Origin of the sequence: Pseudomonas sp. D3-27 (assembly GCF_051132165.1) — a bacterium.
GTDB lineage: Bacteria > Pseudomonadota > Gammaproteobacteria > Pseudomonadales > Pseudomonadaceae > Aquipseudomonas.
The window spans coordinates 51,202-67,088 of sequence record NZ_CP071667.1 but is presented as its reverse complement, the minus strand read 5'-3'; the positions used below and the strand labels follow the sequence as shown (position 1 = coordinate 67,088).

The following is a 15,887-nucleotide window of genomic DNA, read 5'->3' as shown; positions in this document are numbered from 1 at the left end:
CTCAGTGTGGTACAGGAATCAAATGCGGGGAGGTCGCCATACCCCTGATGGAGTTTGGACAGGATGGGAATCTATGGAGATGGACGCTTCGAGGGGGCTCGACAGGGTCACCGGAGGCTTGATGATGGAGACTTGCAGCATGCCGCCAGTCTTGCACTCCTGGCCCGGCTTACAGGGTTTACCGTGCTCGGTTGGGCTTTTCATGTCATGGCAGCAGTCTTGGCCCATGCCGTCCATCATCGCCATGCCCATGGTTTGCATCGGGCACGGCTCTGTCGGCGCCTGAACACCCGCCATCCCGCTGAAGGGAAGCGCCAGGCTAATCAGGAAAATCAGGCAAAGCCGTAGATAGCGTGTCATGGGCTGAAGTGTAGCCAGTAGAAATGGTGCTAACAATCACGTTCTAGGCTTCTTGGTTAGCTGCCAGTAACCTCTATTGCGCGCTCATTTCCATTTCAGGACTTAGCGTGCCTAACCATGCGACAAGACAGATGATGAGGATTGCCATCAGGAATTCGAATTTCATGCTGCGGCGCAAGGCATTGACCGCTACAGAGTATTGACCATTGCGAACTGAGCGCTCCAATAGCGGGCTTAAGTGAAAGCGGTTCAGCGTGGCTAAAACGATCATTCCAGCAAAGAGCAGGATCTTCAAAAACAGCAACTGACCATAGGTACTCAGCATGACCTCATCAAGGTTGGGACCGACGATGAAAAGGTAATTAACGACTCCCGTTACGCTTATGATCGCAACGATCACACCGCCGGCCGACTCAAAGCCAGTCAGCACGCGGGCAAGAATTCGTGCTTCCTCTTCACCCTTCAGTGATTTCAACCGCAGCAGTAGGGCGAAGGCCGCTAGAGCACCCAACCAGCCACCTGCCGCTAATAAATGGAAAATATCGCTGAGAAAATGCCAGTAGCGGCGGCTGCCTTCGTCCATGGCACCATGCCCTGTCCAGGCTAGCGTGGCCAACGCGATTGCTCCACAGACGGTGACGATCCAGAGGCTGGGTGTCGGAAATCGTTTATTCAACGCGACGCCCAGAATTGCCCCCACCAAGGCGGCTATCCGAACCATCCAGGTCAACCCAACATCGGTGCCCATGATGACCATTTCAAAAATGTGATGATGTAGCTCCATAAGCTCCGATACACCGCTCATTGCTTTTGCAAGCAACAACATCGCAGCAAGGGACAGAGCTACACCTGCAACAGAGGTACCGTAAAGAAGCGACTCAAAGTTCAAGACCGTGCCCGATACCCTCTCTTTTCCCCTGAGGCTGTACAAGCCAAATATGGCCAATCCAAATAACAACATCAGGTCAAAATAGAGAGCAAAGCGAACCACGATATTTAATGAGTCGCTCATGGATCATTTCACTTTGAATGAAAAGTTGCCGGTGATCGGGTGGGTGTCCGAAGACACTGCACGCCATTCAACTTTGTAGGTACCGGTGGTCAGCGGGGCAGCCGGCGTAATCACCATCGTTTTCGGATCACCACCAGCAGCGACGGCGGCCTTTACACCCATGGGTGAGTTAGGCATGCCTGGCATGTCGGTCATGATCAGCTTTGCACCGGAGAATTGAGTGGTGAGATTCTCAGAAAAATGCAGTTCGATTTTCGACGGAGCCGCCGCATCCGAGCCTTCTGCCGGAGTGGAAGAAAGTAGTTTTGGATGTGCCTGGGCCACTGCACTCAGAAGCAAACCAGCAGTGATTGCAACCGCCACGGACGTAGTTTTAAGGAATGACATGCAAGACTCCTCACAGCAAGCGCTGTTGATTCGAGGTTTTTTGGGAGGAACTAGTTTTTAATTTCGTTAAAAAACCACTGTTGATTAACTCGGAGCCCCCGTCCTCTTCGCCAAGTTGAACAGGAGAAACTCGCTAGCCCTAACGTCACAGTGCGAGAACACGATGCCACACGATCACAAACTGTTCGATTACATTTCAGTCAGCTTGATCCGAGTTTTGGCATCTAATCGTTGAGCGTAGCAAGGGCTGGAAAAGAGACAGCGTACCGCAGGACCGGGGAGTTAATTCGCTCCGCAAATTCGCAGAGGCGTAGCAAACGCAGAACGCCAAGACGCCGTTGGTCCCAAATGTTTTGTCGCTCAGCTAACCGTGGAATCGACGGCCGGAAATTCAAGATGAAAAGCCGTTTTTCCGTCGCCTGACGTACACCAGATCTTGCCATTGTGCGCCTCGACAATTGATCGGGTAATCGACAGACCTAGCCCTGCGTTGCTTGGACTTCCTTCTCGCCGCGCTGGGTCCACGCGATAAAAACGATCAAACAGCTTTTCAAGGTGTTCGGGGGCAATGGGCTGACCATGGTTTTCCACGACAACCGTTACCGACGCGTCCTTGTGCTGAATATCGACACTGATTGACGTCCCTTCATAGGTATAGCGCAGCGCATTTGAGAGCAGATTTGAAATAGCCCGGTCTAGCATAAGGACATCACCTCGCACGCTCCCCCGTCCTGAAACCTTGAGCTCGATCCCGCGTTCATCCGCCAAGAGGCGATAGTACTCAAGCAATTTTTCCACGACCGCCACCAGGTCTATTGGCTTGTTCTCGTGGGTAATTAGACCGTTGTCTGACTTCGCCAGAAAAAGCATGTCATCAATCATCCGGCTCATGCGCTTCAAGTCATCAAGATTGGAGTACAAATTGTCTTCGTAGTCCTCGATGTTTCTTTTTCTTGAAAGCACCACTTCAGTGTGGGTCATCAAGTTGCTCACGGGGGTCCGTAGTTCGTGGGCAATGTCTGCCGAAAAGTTGGATAACCGGACAAACGCATCGTCGAGCCTGGATAACATGGCGTTGAACGACAACACCATCTGTTGAAGCTCTTTCGGAACGGGTGCCAGGGGAATACGCTCCTTGAGTGATTTTGCTGACATGGAGGCAGCAACCCGTGTGACCTGGCGGATAGGCCGCATGCCACTGCTAGCGACCATCCAGCCGAGTGCAGCACTGACCAATGCGCTGATCACCAACCCTATCCAAAACCATCGTTCGAGCGTCTCGAAAAAGGACATATGCTGCGTCACGTCAAAAATCAACATGACAGTTAATGGCTTTTCTTGTCCCGTCACTACGGATTGCGCAGTCACACCACGGAACATCTGCTCTTGCTCCCGCCATTCCCAGACGGTTGTGTTTGTGGTTGTGCGAAAGGCCTTCGGAACGTCGACCGGGCCGGGATCCGCAAACAGCACCTTGCCGTCGCCATCGATGATAAGTGCAGTCAAATCACGGTGTGCGCCCAGCAGCGCTTCTAACTCCGGTTTAGCCTCGCTGAATTGATCGATGTTGCTCAGCCCGGACAAGATCCGCTGGGTCGAATGGAGTTTTTCGTACAACGCCTGCTGATCCAGCATCTTGAAATGATGCCGGCTGAGGTTATTGAAACTGAGTCCGGCGACCGTGAGCACGGCCGTTACCGCGAGCATAAACATCAGGCTCATACGAGTCGTCAGGGACATCCGGTTCATCACGACTCCGAATCTGGTGCATCGAGCATGTAACCCATTCCCCTTGAGGTATGAATCAACTTGACCTCAAAATCGTCGTCTATCTTGGCCCTGAGCCGTCTCACTGCAACCTCGATAACATTGGTATCGCTGTCGAAGTTCATATCCCAAACCTGGGAGGCGATAAGTGATTTTGGCAGCACCTCCCCTCGACGACGCAGCAGAAGCTCAAGCAACGCGAACTCTTTGGCCGTAAGGTCTATGCGTTTGCCTCCTCGGATGGCTCGTCGCTTGAGCAGGTCCACTTCAAGGTCAGCCAGTTTCATAAAGGTTTGCGAAGGTGCGCTGCTACCTCGACGCAGCAACGTTCTGACTCGAGCAAGCAATTCAGAAAACGCGAAGGGTTTGATCAGATAGTCATCCGCACCGAGTTCAAGTCCCTTCACTCGGTCTTCAACGCGGTCTCTGGCAGTGAGAAAAAGCACCGGGACGTCTTTCCCGGAAGCGCGAACCTTCTGCAGGACTTCCCAGCCATCCAAACCCGGCATCATGACGTCGAGAATCAGCAGATCATAGGCTTCGCTCAAAGCGTGCTGAAGCGCCTCTTTTCCATTCGTGAACCGGTCGACATTGAACCCGGCCTCGTTGAGCCCTTGCTGCAAATAGATACCTATTTTTGGTTCGTCTTCAGCGACAAGAAGTCTCATGAGGTCGTTCTCAGATAATGGTTAAGCGAAGTCTGCAACGAAAACTGGCAGCCAACCAGCAACTGACAGAAAAGTAATCTTGGCTTCAGGTAGATGTCAGCGAGTGCTGGCTAGGGTTCAGACATGAGCACTTCATTGGTGCTCGACCGACCTCTGAGCGATGAATCGTATGGAAGTCGGATTCCCTCATGAGGAGCTAACCCTATGAACCGCCTGAAAATGCTGTTTTTTGTAAGCTCGATACTCGTCTCGGCTTCTGTGTGGGCTGAAAGCGGTGGAGATCGTGTGATTGAGCGTATGGAAGGTTTGCGCGAAAAGGCCGAAGCCACGTTGATGAAAGCTGAACAAGCCCCTGAAGGAGAGCGTCACATCCACATGGCAGAGCACATGAAGATGCTTGGAGACATCATGAGCCAACTCCACAACGATCACCCAGATGCCTCAATGTCACCGCAGCAGCATCTAGCCTGGATGGAGAAGCACGACAAAATCGTCGATGACGTTTTGCGCCAGATGCAGCGCGAGCACAAATTGATGCTTTCAGGAAACCATCAATAAACGCCCCTGGATAAGTACTTGTCAGCATCTTGTTGCGGCGTCAATTGGACGCCGTATCTATTTATAAAACTGACAAAGAAGTAATGCCCAAGTCAGTTAGCTGGCAGCTGAGCATCATTAGCATAGCCAATGTTCCCCACGTATTCCTGAGGTCACCATGAAAACTACGCTCGCTACCCCGTTCATCGCAGCTATGACCCTGTTTTTCGCTGCCACGGCTATGGCCAATGCAGGGCATGAACAAGACGACATAGGCCAGCCTGGTGTGGCCTCTGACGTTACCCGCACGGTAGAGGTCGAGATGGGCGACATTTTTTTCAAGCCTAAAAGCATCGACGTAAAACCTGGTGAAACAGTCCGCTTTGTCCTACACAACGAGGGTTCGCTGCTGCATGAGTTCAACATCGGCAAAGCCGCTGCTCATGTAGCACACCAGAAAGAAATGGCAAGTATGTTCGAGAACGGAACACTGAGCCCTACCGGTACCGGGAAGATGAGCGGCATGAGCCACGGCATGGGCGGAATGAAGATGGTGGCAATGGAGCATGACGACCCTAACAGTGTCCTGATTGAGCCTGGCGCAACCCAAGAGCTGATCTGGACCTTCAACGACAGTGCAGGGCTTCAGTTTGCGTGCAACGTGCCGGGGCATTACCAATCGGGAATGGTCGGCGAGTTTGATCTGAAATAAACCGGAGTCGGCTGTTTCTGCCGGCCCAACGCAAGAGTTGGCTACGCTATGTCGCAAGGAACATAGCAACGCTTACTCAGCCTGGGTCCGGGCGCAAACATCACCGCACCACTGTGGCGCCGCAAATCACCGTTGTACTGAATATGCTCATTTCTAGTAGCACCTTACAAGGGGAATAGACATGCCTACCACATCTGGCCATCACGACCATAATCACACCCATGCTGCTTCCCGGGATGATGCTGATCTACATGACCCGGTGTGTGGAATGGCAGTCACTTCGTCGAGTAAATTTGCTGAGACTTACCAGGGACAGACGTATCGGTTCTGTAGCCTGAAATGCCAGGAGAAGTTTCGAGCGGACCCTGAGCGCTACAGTGGCCACGTGGTGCGCGACGAGTCAGGCAGCACAACGCCCGAGTCTGCGGTACAAACGGGCGCTGAATTTACGTGCCCGATGCATCCTGAAATACGGCAGACCGGACCCGGTAACTGTCCTAAATGTGGCATGGCACTAGAGCCTGTCATGCCGGCGCTTGATGAAGAAGAAAATCCTGAACTCCGGGATTTCAATCGCCGCTTCTGGTGGTCGCTGCCCTTAACCGTGGTCGTAACCGTGCTCGCGATGGCGGGTCACTCGTTACAACTTCTTCATGGTTCGACTCAAAACTGGATTGAGTTCGCTCTGGCGACACCCGTGACCTTGTGGGCAGGATGGCCTTTTTTTGTAAGGGGACTGGCCTCGGTTAAAAATCGCAGTCCCAACATGTGGACTCTGATTGGGTTGGGCACCGCCGCAGCTTATCTGTACAGCGTCATAGCAACGCTCTTCCCCGAAAGTTTTCCCGCCAATTTCATACAAGATGGACGTATCGGCGTTTACTTCGAAGCGGCAGCGGTCATCATCTCGCTCACGTTGCTTGGCCAGATCCTTGAGCTCAAAGCCCGATCACAAACTTCCGCCGCCATTAAGTCTCTTCTCGGCCTTTCGCCCAAAACTGCACGTCGGATCAATGCCAGTGGCCAGGAGGAAGACATTCCTCTCACCCATGTGCACCTGGGAGACCACTTACGGGTGAGACCAGGTGAAAAGGTGCCAGTTGATGGTTCGGTACTTGAGGGTGAAAGTGCGGTGGATGAGTCGATGCTCACTGGCGAGCCAGTCCCGGTAATGAAGAAAGCTGGAGATAGCCTGATCGGCGCCACGCTTAATACGCATGGAAGCCTGGTAATGGAGGCGCAGAAGGTCGGTGCCGAAACCATGTTGTCTCAGATCGTACAGATGGTCGCGAGAGCTCAGCGTTCCAAGGCGCCGATGCAACGAATGGCCGACTCGATTGCCGGCTACTTCGTGATGGGTGTTATCACGATTGCGATAATGACATTTATCGGTTGGGGGCTTTTCGGTCCTGAGCCCAGTTGGGTGTTTGGTCTAATCAACGCTGTCGCCGTGCTGATCATCGCTTGTCCCTGTGCGTTGGGACTTGCTACGCCTATGTCGATCATGGTGTCGACAGGTAAGGCAGCCAGCATGGGTGTTTTGTTCAGAGATGCCAGTGCAATTGAAAGCCTTTGCAGAATCGACACGCTGATTGTTGACAAGACAGGCACCCTGACAGAGGGACGGCCCGTGTTTCACAGCGTGGAAGCCACTCCCACCTTCAATCCCGACGACGTCCTTCACTTGGCTGCCAGCCTTGATCAAGGTAGCGAGCATCCTTTAGCACATGCGATCGTCGATCACGCCCGAGCCGAGAACATCAAGCTCACCAAGCCCGAATCCTTTGAGTCTGATTCGGGTATCGGGGTCAGTGGCGTTGTCGATGGCAAAAAGCTCCAGCTGGGGAACACAGCGTTGATGGAAGCCGCAGGCGTGAGCACCAACTCCCTACAAGAGCGCGCTGAGGTGTTGCGACTTGACGGCATTAGTATTATCTACCTCGCAGTCGACGGCGCATTGGCAGGACTGTTGGCCGTATCAGATCCGATCAAGCCAACCTCAAAAGAGGCCGTCACCAAGCTTAAGGCTCACAACGTGAAAATCATCATGGCTACTGGGGACGGGCTTACTACCGCTCGGGCTGTCGCCAGGGAAATGGGGATTGAAGAGGTCCACGGTGAAGTCAAACCCCATGACAAGGAGCGCCTGGTGGCAGATCTACAGCAACACGGGCGAAAAGTGGCCATGGCGGGTGACGGGATCAACGATGCTCCGGCCCTAGCGCGAGCAAATGTCGGGATAGCCATGGGAACGGGGACTGACGTGGCGATGAATAGCGCGCAACTCACGCTGGTAAAAGGTGACCTGATGGGGATCTTACGAGCACGAGCTCTTTCAGTCGCCACAGTTAAAAACATGCGCCAGAATTTGGGCTTCGCTTTTCTCTACAACTCAATGGGTATACCTCTTGCCGCTGGTTTGCTCTATCCATTGACGGGGCACCTCCTGTCGCCAATGATCGCTGCTATAGCCATGAGCGTCAGTTCTGCATCTGTAGTATTCAATGCATTGAGGTTGAGGAATAGTCGAATTGACTGAGCGTCGATGACGCTCACGAACTTGATCAGATAATCGTTGACCTTGCCATGGTGTCAACGTCGATGCTGTCGTTGCGGGGAAAAGACACCGCTCAGCACGAGGGTAATTAACATGGTCGTCTTAGATGTATCAGGCATTGGTTGCGGCAGCTGCGTCGGCAAAATCACCAGAGCGATCCAGGCACTGGACAACAACGCTACGGTCTCCGTCGATCGATCAACCGGGAAGGTGAGTGTTGAAAGTAGCGAAAACGCGGAACAGCTTCGTAAAGCTGTGGAGGCGGTTGGTTTTCCTTCCAAGATCAGCCGTTGAACGGAGACTCCTGTTCCTGAGTAGAGCGTCGTCTGGAGGTGAATACCTTTGAATCCGAAAGTACCTGAGCCGCTGTATCGGCCAAAGTTGGCTCGCATGCGCCTACGCTGCTAGTCACCGCGCAGAGCTTTGAGCAAACCCTTGAATGCTCCATTTAACCGAGTAAAAGCGGCATCGAAACGTATCGCGTTTTCCGTGTATTTTGCGACCTCGACCTGCTGATCGACAGTATTTTGGTCCAAGGCAGGTTGAGCCGGTGTGCTGTAAAGCAAGTCGCGCCCGTACACAGCCACTGCCGATTCTTTCTTAAGAAAATGCTTTGCGTTTGTTGTTTTCAAAGAAAACGCAGTGGTAGCAGGTTCTTTTGTTTGGCTGGCGAGCACAGCAGAAAAATCCAAGTCCTGGGCTTTGAAGTTCGGAGTGTCAGCGTTGGCGATATTGTTACTCAAGATCTCAGCTCTTTGGCCGCGATAAACTAACGCTCTTTCTGCGAAGCCTAATGCTTTCTCAAAATTAATACTCACAATTAATTACCCTCGGTGGTATTACTATCTTTTTGCTCATCGACACTCAGCTTGCAGCAGCGCATACAAGTCTTCTATTAATTTTAATGCAGAGACCTAAAAGCATCGCCTCCGTAAGAGCTAACGAAAACCAAGCAATGATTACACTTCAATCTCATATTCGATCAAGAAAAATATCCCAAACTGACACAACTGTAATCTTGGCCTAAGCTTCCTGACAGGGGATGTCTCTTATAGTCCAACTGAGCCTATTGCTCACCCCCAAAGAGTCCAATCCATGATGTGATTCAGAGGGGATATTTTCACACACCTGAGATAGCCCATATGAACACCATCAAAACCTTGTTCGTCGTCGCAGCGCTGACTGTTTCCACTCTGGCCATGGCTGAAGGCGGCGGTGACCGGACTTTCGCACGTATGGAAGTGGCCAGGACGAATTCGATGGAATCGTACCAAGTAGCTCAAACGCAGAGCGCTCAACCGCCTGTCGCTGAAAGCAAAGCCAAAGCGATGGATCATAAAAACTGCTGAACGATTGGGCACGCGGCCAAGCTGACAGAAATGTAATCACGAAGGTGGTTTAGATGTGGCAATTTCTGAGCTCGCTTGCAATGAAAAATTCGTCTTTTTTTCGGCAAGCGAAGCTCATCTTGCCTACTCACGGGTTGATTTGAACGGCTCCCTTTTGACTGATCGGAAATAAACGGCATGCATTCCAAACCCTCTAGACGGACATTCGTTAAAGGCCTGGCCGCCGGCGGCATCCTTGGCGGCCTTGGTCTGTGGCGCACTCCTGTATGGGCAGTGACCAGTCCAGGCCTGCCGAGCGTCCTCACCGGCAACGAATTCGATCTGTTTATTGGTGAAACGCCGGTAAACATCACTGGCTCGCCGCGCACAGCCATGACCATCAATGGCTCGTTACCGGGGCCTTTGCTGCGATGGCGCGAAGGGGAGACGGTCACTCTGCGCGTGAAGAACCGTCTGGACCAAGACACCTCCATCCACTGGCACGGCATTATTTTGCCTGCCAACATGGATGGCGTACCGGGTTTGAGCTTCCACGGCATCGCGCCCGACGGCATGTACGAATACAAGTTCAAGGTCCATCAAAACGGCACGTACTGGTACCACAGCCATTCTGGGTTGCAAGAGCAGGCAGGTGTTTACGGGCCAATAGTCATCGATTCGAAAGAGCCTGAGCCGTTTCAATACAATCGCGACTATGTGGTTATGCTGACTGACTGGACCGATGAGGATCCTGGTCGCGTCATGGCCAAACTCAAGAAACAATCGGACTACTACAACCACCACAAACGTACCGTGGGCGACTTCATCGACGACGTCAGCAAGCAAGGTTGGTCTGCTGCCGTCGCCGACCGGAAAATGTGGGCCGAAATGAAAATGAACCCAACTGATCTGGCAGACGTCAGCGGGGATACCTACACCTACCTCATGAATGGCCAAGCGCCGAACGGCAACTGGACCGGTATTTTTAAGCCTGGCGAGAAGCTACGCCTGCGCTTTATCAATGGCTCAGCGATGAGCTATTTCGATGTTCGCATTCCGGGTTTGAAAATGACCGTGGTGGCGGCCGACGGCCAATATGTCCAACCAGTCAGTGTCGATGAATTCCGAATCGCCGTGGCAGAAACCTATGATGTGATTGTTGAGCCTGTCACCGAGGAGGCTTACACAATCTTTGCCCAGTCTATGGATAGAACCGGCTATGCGCGGGGGACCTTGGCAGTTCGTGAAGGACTGAAAGCACCGGTACCGGCGATCGATCCGCGTCCGCTGTTGACCATGGATGACATGGGCATGGGCGGTATGGCTGGCATGGACCATGGCAGCATGGCTGGCATGGGCGGCGGCGATATGAAACAGGGTGACATGTCAGGTATGGCTGGCATGGATCACAGCAAGATGCAGGGAATGGACCAAGGTGACATGACCGGGATGACCGGCATGGGCAGCGGTGACATGACCAACATGGCCGGCATGGACCATAGCAAGATGGCAGGTATGGACAAAGGTGACATGTCCAACATGGCCGGCATGGACCACAGCAAGATGGCGGGGATGGACAAAGGCGACATGTCCAACATGGCCGGCATGGCCGGCATGGATCACAGCCAGATGGCAGGGATGGGCGGTATGGGAGGCGAGATGCAGTCTCACCCAGCGTCCGAAACCAACAACCCGTTGGTTGACATGCAGGCCATGAACCCAACGCCAAAACTGAACGATCCAGGTATCGGGTTGCGGAACAACGGTCGACGAGTGCTCACTTACTCAGATCTCAAGAGCACTTTTCAAGACCCTGATGGCCGAGAGCCCAATCGCACCATTGAGCTGCATCTGACCGGTCACATGGAAAAGTTTTCCTGGTCCTTCAACGGCATCAAATTTTCTGATGCTGAACCCCTTCGTCTCAAGTACGGGGAGCGTCTTCGCATCACCTTGGTAAACGACACCATGATGACGCACCCCATCCACCTTCATGGAATGTGGAGCGACCTTGAAGATGAAAACGGCAAGTTCATGGTACGTAAGCACACAATCGACATGCCACCGGGTACCAAGCGCAGCTATCGAGTCACCGCCGATGCTTTAGGTCGCTGGGCCTATCACTGCCACCTGCTTTTCCATATGGAAATGGGCATGTTCCGTGAAGTACGGGTTGATGAGTAAAGGAGACGATCTGTGAGCACACACCTAAATCGTAAATCGCTGGTCGGTTGCCTCTTTGCCTTTGGCCTGATGGGTGGATTCTCCTGCGTAGCATTGGCAGTCGAAGAACGTGGTGATCATTTACCTGCTACTTCTGCGGATGCGCCGAACAAGACTGCGACCACGTCAAACGAGGCAACGCCGAATCACGCGACGATGCCTCATACCAAGATGCGCCATGAGTCGATGGATCATGACCAAGAAAACAAGAAGGCGGATTGAGATCATGACCAGGAATTTTTTACGCCCAACGTTGATGGTATTGGCAGTTTCTACGAGTCCTGTCTTCTTTGCCGTGGCTCACGCCGCTGAAGAGATGGATCACTCCAAGATGAACCATGGCTCCATGGGAGCGATGGACCATAGCAACATGGGGGCTATGGACCACAGCAAGATGAAAATGGACGACGGTCAAATGACCGGCATGGAAAGTATGGATGAAGGGACGCCGACAACCAGTCGAACCCCTGTCCCCGTACTTACCGATGCTGACCGTGCAGCCGCCTTTCCAGATGTCGCTGGTCATGGTGTCCACGACAAAACAATCAACTCTTTCATGCTGCTGGATAAGTTTGAATACCAGGATGCTGACAACGGTAGTGCGTTGGCCTGGGATGCGAAAGGATGGATCGGCGGTGACATTGATCGGCTGTGGTTGCGCTCGGAAGGCGAACGTACCAATGGCGTGACGGAAAGCGCTGAATTATCCGCGCTCTGGGGGCACTCCATCGGACCGTGGTGGGACGTCGTCACCGGTGTACGACAGGATTTCAAACCAGGGTCCCCTCAAACCTGGGCCGCACTTGGCATTCAGGGCATGGCCCTCTATAACTTCGAGGCCGAAGCGACTGCCTACATCGGTGAGAACGGTCAATCGGCTGCTCGGCTGGAAGGCGATTACGACATTCTGCTGACGAATCGATTGATCTTGCAGCCGACGGCCGAGGTCAATTTTTATGGGAAGAATGACCCTCAGCGCGGCATCGGGTCCGGACTAGCCAACACCGAAGTGGGGCTCCGATTGCGTTATGAGATTGTCCGCCAATTTGCCCCTTATATCGGGGTGAGTTGGAGCCGTTCTTATGGCAATACGGCAGACTTTGCACGTGAGGAAGGTGAAGATGCCAGCGAGGCACGCTTTGTCGCCGGTATCCGGATGTGGTTCTGAGAACCGGGCATGAAGATTACACTGAAGGCGCTGATAGCTGCTGGTCTGGCCACCGTAGCAGCGGCTGCCGGCGTGGTGTATTTCGGCGTGATCAATGTCGGGGCAGATGATCCCCACTCTGCCCCCGTCTACGCACTACTTTCTATTGCTCGGGATCGCTCGATCGAAGTGCGCTCGCGCGACATTCAGGTCCCCGACCTGAGCCAAAAAGCCCTCATCCGTGAAGGTGCTGGCAACTACAACTCGATGTGTGTCGGTTGCCATTTGGCTCCGGGCCTTACAGGCACCGAACTGAGTAACAGCCTTTACCCCGCACCTCCGAACCTTTCGAAACTGGGCGTCGATGGGCACCCAGCCGCAGCTTTTTGGATCATCAAGCACGGCATTAAATCCACCGGCATGCCCGCGTGGGGCAAAAGCATGGCCGATCCCTACATATGGGGGATGGTCGCATTTCTCCAGCAACTCCCGTCACTGGATGCAGAGCAATATAAAGCTCTGATCACGAGTAGCGGTGGCCATCAACACGGTGGTGGCGAAAGCGTGATGCATAACCATGAGGGTCAGCATGGAACGACCCAGGGGCAAAGTGGCGCAGGTGCTGCCAACCAAAGGGCGGAAGTCCGCGCTCATGATGACGAGAAAAACACGGCACATGCCCATGGCCCCTCCGCAGCGCCGTCTGCAAATGAGCCTGCTGACCACGCCGATCATAAGGGTGGGGAAGCTTCAGATGATGCGGCCCCGACTCCAACCGTACAGCCCAAAGCACATACACATACTGATGGGAAGGAACATACCCATGCGAAATAACTCTCTTCGTCGCAGACGGGCACTTCGTCTCGCTGCTCTCGTCGCTCTGTTCATCAGTTCAGCCAGTCACGCAGCAGAGCCATTGACGATCGATGTACATCGCGACGCTAATTGCGGGTGCTGCAAGAAATGGATCCAGCACCTTGAAGCGAGCGGCTTTACCGTCGTTGATCACGTGGAAACCAACATGAGCGCGATCAAGCGCATTCTCGGGATTTCTCCTGAGCTCTCGTCCTGTCACACAGCAACCATCAACGGAAAGTTTGTTGAAGGTCACGTGCCCGCCGAGCAAATCATTGCGATGAGCAAACGTGATGACCTGCTCGGGATTGCCGTTCCAGGCATGCCGGCCGGCTCCCCAGGAATGGAAGTGGACGGGAAACATGACGCGTATAAGGTAATCGGCTTGTCAAAGGCAGGCACAGACCACGTCGTTGCTGCATACCCCGAAAACTGATCTTCTAATCTTGCTCCTGCATGGTGAGGGTCATGGCCATGCAGAGGACATAGCTCATTTCGACGTAAAAAAGGCGCCACGAGGGCGCCTAAACCGCCTCCCAAACCAAAGGAAAAACAAGGAGGCGGGATGTATCAGGTGGTCGAGCAATTGTTTACTGTACGTTAGAAACACTCCAGCTGACGGATATGATTTCATAAAACGGATAACTTCAGCCTTTCCTGAAAATTACTTGTAGGTCAGCGAGCAGTAAGCTAGTTTCGGACAAAGGAAAATTATGCAGTTCTTAAATAATTTTCATTGTCTAGCTTCCATGGGTGCAGTTGTCGGCCATGACCTTATATTCCACGGTGTTAAGCTTGCCCGTAGAGTCTTCATAGGTCATGCGTGAAGGAGCAACCCCACAGGTTTTATTGGCTTGCGTGACACTGACGACCTTCTGGATGTCGAGGTTCATACCATATTCATAATGAACAACTTCAGGAGGAGTCTTGCCATTCCTTGAGGCATATTGTTCCATTGCTTGTTGGTTCTCTTGCATCATTCGACCATACACGCGGTCACCGCCTCCTTCAGCCATGGCTAATGAAGATAAGGTCAAAATCGAAGCGGCGCAAAACGCTTTCACTGCTGTCATTGCTTTCATGATTTTCTCCTAAAGCTCAATTTACTGAGTTAAAGAGTAACAAGTGAAAGCTTTCAGAAAGCTGCCGCGAAGGTTACTAATGTGAAAGGTGGACGCTACCCCGCATTTACGCTTTCAAGCCAGATGGGATTTTTGTTAACACCAAAGGCTGGCAGACGCTGACGGAACAAAGATGCCCTCAAAAGCTTATTTGAACCGGCGGTCCCTCCCAACTCCTCGATACGCCGGTAGACCTGAGCAGGGCCTCCGCGTCGACCCCGGTTCTTGCCAGACTTTCCAGATCCCACTCGAAGAAACTGGAAAAAACCAGGAAAACCTTGCTTGATACCGCTGAGGTCAATCTTACCGTCGAGTAATTCACGGGGAGCTTCATCCTGATGAGTTCAGAGACAGTCCACACCAAAGTTCTTAGACGGAAATGCCATACTGACTCCTGATGAATCTTGATCTGTTGATACGTAAGAGGGAACCTCTGCATGCGTAGATCCAGCTCATGAGGTAACGAACCTGGGAGCAGCGATTGCAAATTCCGAATGTTCACTCTCTTCGGATCTTTCGTAACTTTATACAGCTCATCTACGCCCGCTTCGATAAGGGCTGCATAGGCGTCGTCTCTTGAGTCGACGGACTTTTCGACCTTAACTGTAACTTTTTTAGGTGCATGGAGTTTTGCCATTAACCATGCGTTATCATTTTCTAGAATCCATTGCGTAGGTTTGTACGCCTTCTTCCAGAGGTACTCGATATCGGCATCGGTACGTAGCGCTAAAAGCAACTCGATTTTTTGGCGATATCTAGTTTTTTGGCTAAGACGCGATTCTTCGACTTTGGGCGCTCGCGGTGAAACAGCGGCACTCAGCAGGATAGACTCATTCTTCAGAGCCTCTTCAAAGCCATCTGCGCTGGAAAACAAATGAAGAGCAATGATCAAATGCCGCGCGAGCGGCATATTTAGCTGACCTTTGTCTGATTTGAGCCGGATCCATTGCTCATGCTTTCCGGTATTGTAGGCTGGATCAATCTGCGCCAAAAGCTCATCGCCGTAAGCGCTTTGGATGCTGTCGAATAGTTTTGCGATACCTGCATTTTTTCCGAAAATGAATCCGCGTTTCTTGCATTGGCGGACGTAGCACGAACTTAATACCGTACTGCCTATCGGAGGGATATTGCGTTGCAGGATATCGTGCGCGAACAGGGCGACTTTCTGTTCCATTTTTGAGCCCTTGTGAGTCGCTGCGCTGTTTAAGGGGCT

The 15,887-nt window shown here is 52.7% G+C and carries 18 protein-coding genes; 10 read left to right on the top strand and 8 right to left on the bottom strand.

Annotated elements, in window-relative coordinates:
- Positions 1–18 precede the first annotated feature (18 nt).
- The 5 genes from J3P92_RS00335 to J3P92_RS00315 form a co-directional block, all read right to left on the bottom strand.
- A complete protein-coding gene (locus J3P92_RS00335; RefSeq protein ID WP_434649547.1) occupies positions 19–360 on the bottom strand; it encodes a hypothetical protein in 342 nt (113 codons plus the stop codon).
- A gap of 73 nt (positions 361–433) precedes the next feature.
- A complete protein-coding gene (copD, locus tag J3P92_RS00330; protein WP_434649545.1) occupies positions 434–1,372 on the bottom strand; it encodes a copper homeostasis membrane protein CopD in 939 nt (312 codons plus the stop codon).
- Positions 1,373–1,375: 3 nt separating this feature from the next.
- Entirely contained in the window at positions 1,376–1,759 is a 384-nt protein-coding gene (gene copC, locus J3P92_RS00325; protein WP_024014909.1) for a copper homeostasis periplasmic binding protein CopC, read from the bottom strand.
- Between the two features lie 360 nt (positions 1,760–2,119).
- Positions 2,120–3,508, bottom strand: coding sequence for a heavy metal sensor histidine kinase (locus tag J3P92_RS00320; RefSeq protein WP_434649542.1), 1,389 nt, complete (start codon positions 3,506–3,508; stop codon positions 2,120–2,122).
- Complete coding sequence (locus tag J3P92_RS00315) at positions 3,508–4,194, bottom strand: heavy metal response regulator transcription factor (protein WP_019816984.1); 687 nt, start codon at positions 4,192–4,194, stop codon at positions 3,508–3,510. Before J3P92_RS00315 ends, J3P92_RS00320 begins: the two co-directional genes overlap by 1 nt.
- 204 nt (positions 4,195–4,398) lie before the next feature.
- On the opposite strand from J3P92_RS00315, the gene J3P92_RS00310 reads away from it, so the two are divergent.
- The 4 genes from J3P92_RS00310 (at position 4,399) to J3P92_RS00295 (ending at position 8,294) form a co-directional block, all read left to right on the top strand.
- Entirely contained in the window at positions 4,399–4,752 is a 354-nt protein-coding gene (locus J3P92_RS00310; protein ID WP_099586118.1) for a co-regulatory protein PtrA N-terminal domain-containing protein, read from the top strand.
- A 157-nt stretch (positions 4,753–4,909) separates the two neighbouring features.
- Complete coding sequence (locus tag J3P92_RS00305) at positions 4,910–5,443, top strand: cupredoxin domain-containing protein (RefSeq protein ID WP_099586119.1); 534 nt, start codon at positions 4,910–4,912, stop codon at positions 5,441–5,443.
- Between the two features lie 181 nt (positions 5,444–5,624).
- Positions 5,625–7,982: a heavy metal translocating P-type ATPase gene (locus J3P92_RS00300; protein ID WP_434649538.1), complete on the top strand. Its 2,358-nt coding sequence runs from the start codon at positions 5,625–5,627 to the stop codon at positions 7,980–7,982.
- 111 nt (positions 7,983–8,093) lie between these two features.
- Positions 8,094–8,294, top strand: a complete 201-nt coding sequence (locus J3P92_RS00295; protein ID WP_099586121.1) for a heavy-metal-associated domain-containing protein — start codon at positions 8,094–8,096, stop codon at positions 8,292–8,294.
- Between the two features lie 110 nt (positions 8,295–8,404).
- Here J3P92_RS00295 and flgB read toward each other — a convergent pair whose 3' ends face one another.
- The gene (flgB, locus tag J3P92_RS00290; protein WP_099586122.1) at positions 8,405–8,818 is read right to left on the bottom strand and encodes a flagellar basal body rod protein FlgB; all 414 of its coding nucleotides are present in this window, start codon (positions 8,816–8,818) and stop codon (positions 8,405–8,407) included.
- A gap of 324 nt (positions 8,819–9,142) precedes the next feature.
- Between flgB and J3P92_RS00285 the strand changes: the two genes are divergently transcribed.
- From J3P92_RS00285 to J3P92_RS00260, 6 genes are all read left to right on the top strand, one after another.
- Entirely contained in the window at positions 9,143–9,349 is a 207-nt protein-coding gene (locus J3P92_RS00285) for a co-regulatory protein PtrA N-terminal domain-containing protein (protein ID WP_019816895.1), read from the top strand.
- A 177-nt stretch (positions 9,350–9,526) separates the two neighbouring features.
- Positions 9,527–11,512: a copper resistance system multicopper oxidase gene (locus J3P92_RS00280; protein ID WP_206403303.1), complete on the top strand. Its 1,986-nt coding sequence runs from the start codon at positions 9,527–9,529 to the stop codon at positions 11,510–11,512.
- 12 nt (positions 11,513–11,524) lie between these two features.
- Complete coding sequence (locus J3P92_RS00275; protein ID WP_434649534.1) at positions 11,525–11,773, top strand: hypothetical protein; 249 nt, start codon at positions 11,525–11,527, stop codon at positions 11,771–11,773.
- Positions 11,745–12,719, top strand: coding sequence for a copper resistance protein B (locus J3P92_RS00270; protein ID WP_178075383.1), 975 nt, complete (start codon positions 11,745–11,747; stop codon positions 12,717–12,719). The genes J3P92_RS00275 and J3P92_RS00270 overlap by 29 nt, the downstream gene beginning before the upstream one ends.
- A gap of 9 nt (positions 12,720–12,728) precedes the next feature.
- Entirely contained in the window at positions 12,729–13,532 is an 804-nt protein-coding gene (locus J3P92_RS00265) for a c-type cytochrome (protein ID WP_434649531.1), read from the top strand.
- On the top strand, positions 13,522–13,989 hold the full coding sequence (locus J3P92_RS00260; protein WP_434649530.1) for a DUF411 domain-containing protein: 468 nt from the start codon (positions 13,522–13,524) through the stop codon (positions 13,987–13,989). The genes J3P92_RS00265 and J3P92_RS00260 overlap by 11 nt, the downstream gene beginning before the upstream one ends.
- A 304-nt stretch (positions 13,990–14,293) precedes the next feature.
- Here the strand turns inward: J3P92_RS00260 and J3P92_RS00255 are convergent, their stop codons facing one another.
- Together J3P92_RS00255 and J3P92_RS00250 are read right to left on the bottom strand one after the other, a co-directional pair.
- Positions 14,294–14,626, bottom strand: a complete 333-nt coding sequence (locus J3P92_RS00255) for a DUF2790 domain-containing protein (protein ID WP_434651206.1) — start codon at positions 14,624–14,626, stop codon at positions 14,294–14,296.
- Positions 14,627–14,813: 187 nt separating this feature from the next.
- Positions 14,814–15,848 (bottom strand): transposase, encoded by a 1,035-nt coding sequence (locus J3P92_RS00250; protein WP_434651204.1) that lies wholly within the window; start codon positions 15,846–15,848, stop codon positions 14,814–14,816.
- Positions 15,849–15,887: the final 39 nt, after the last annotated feature.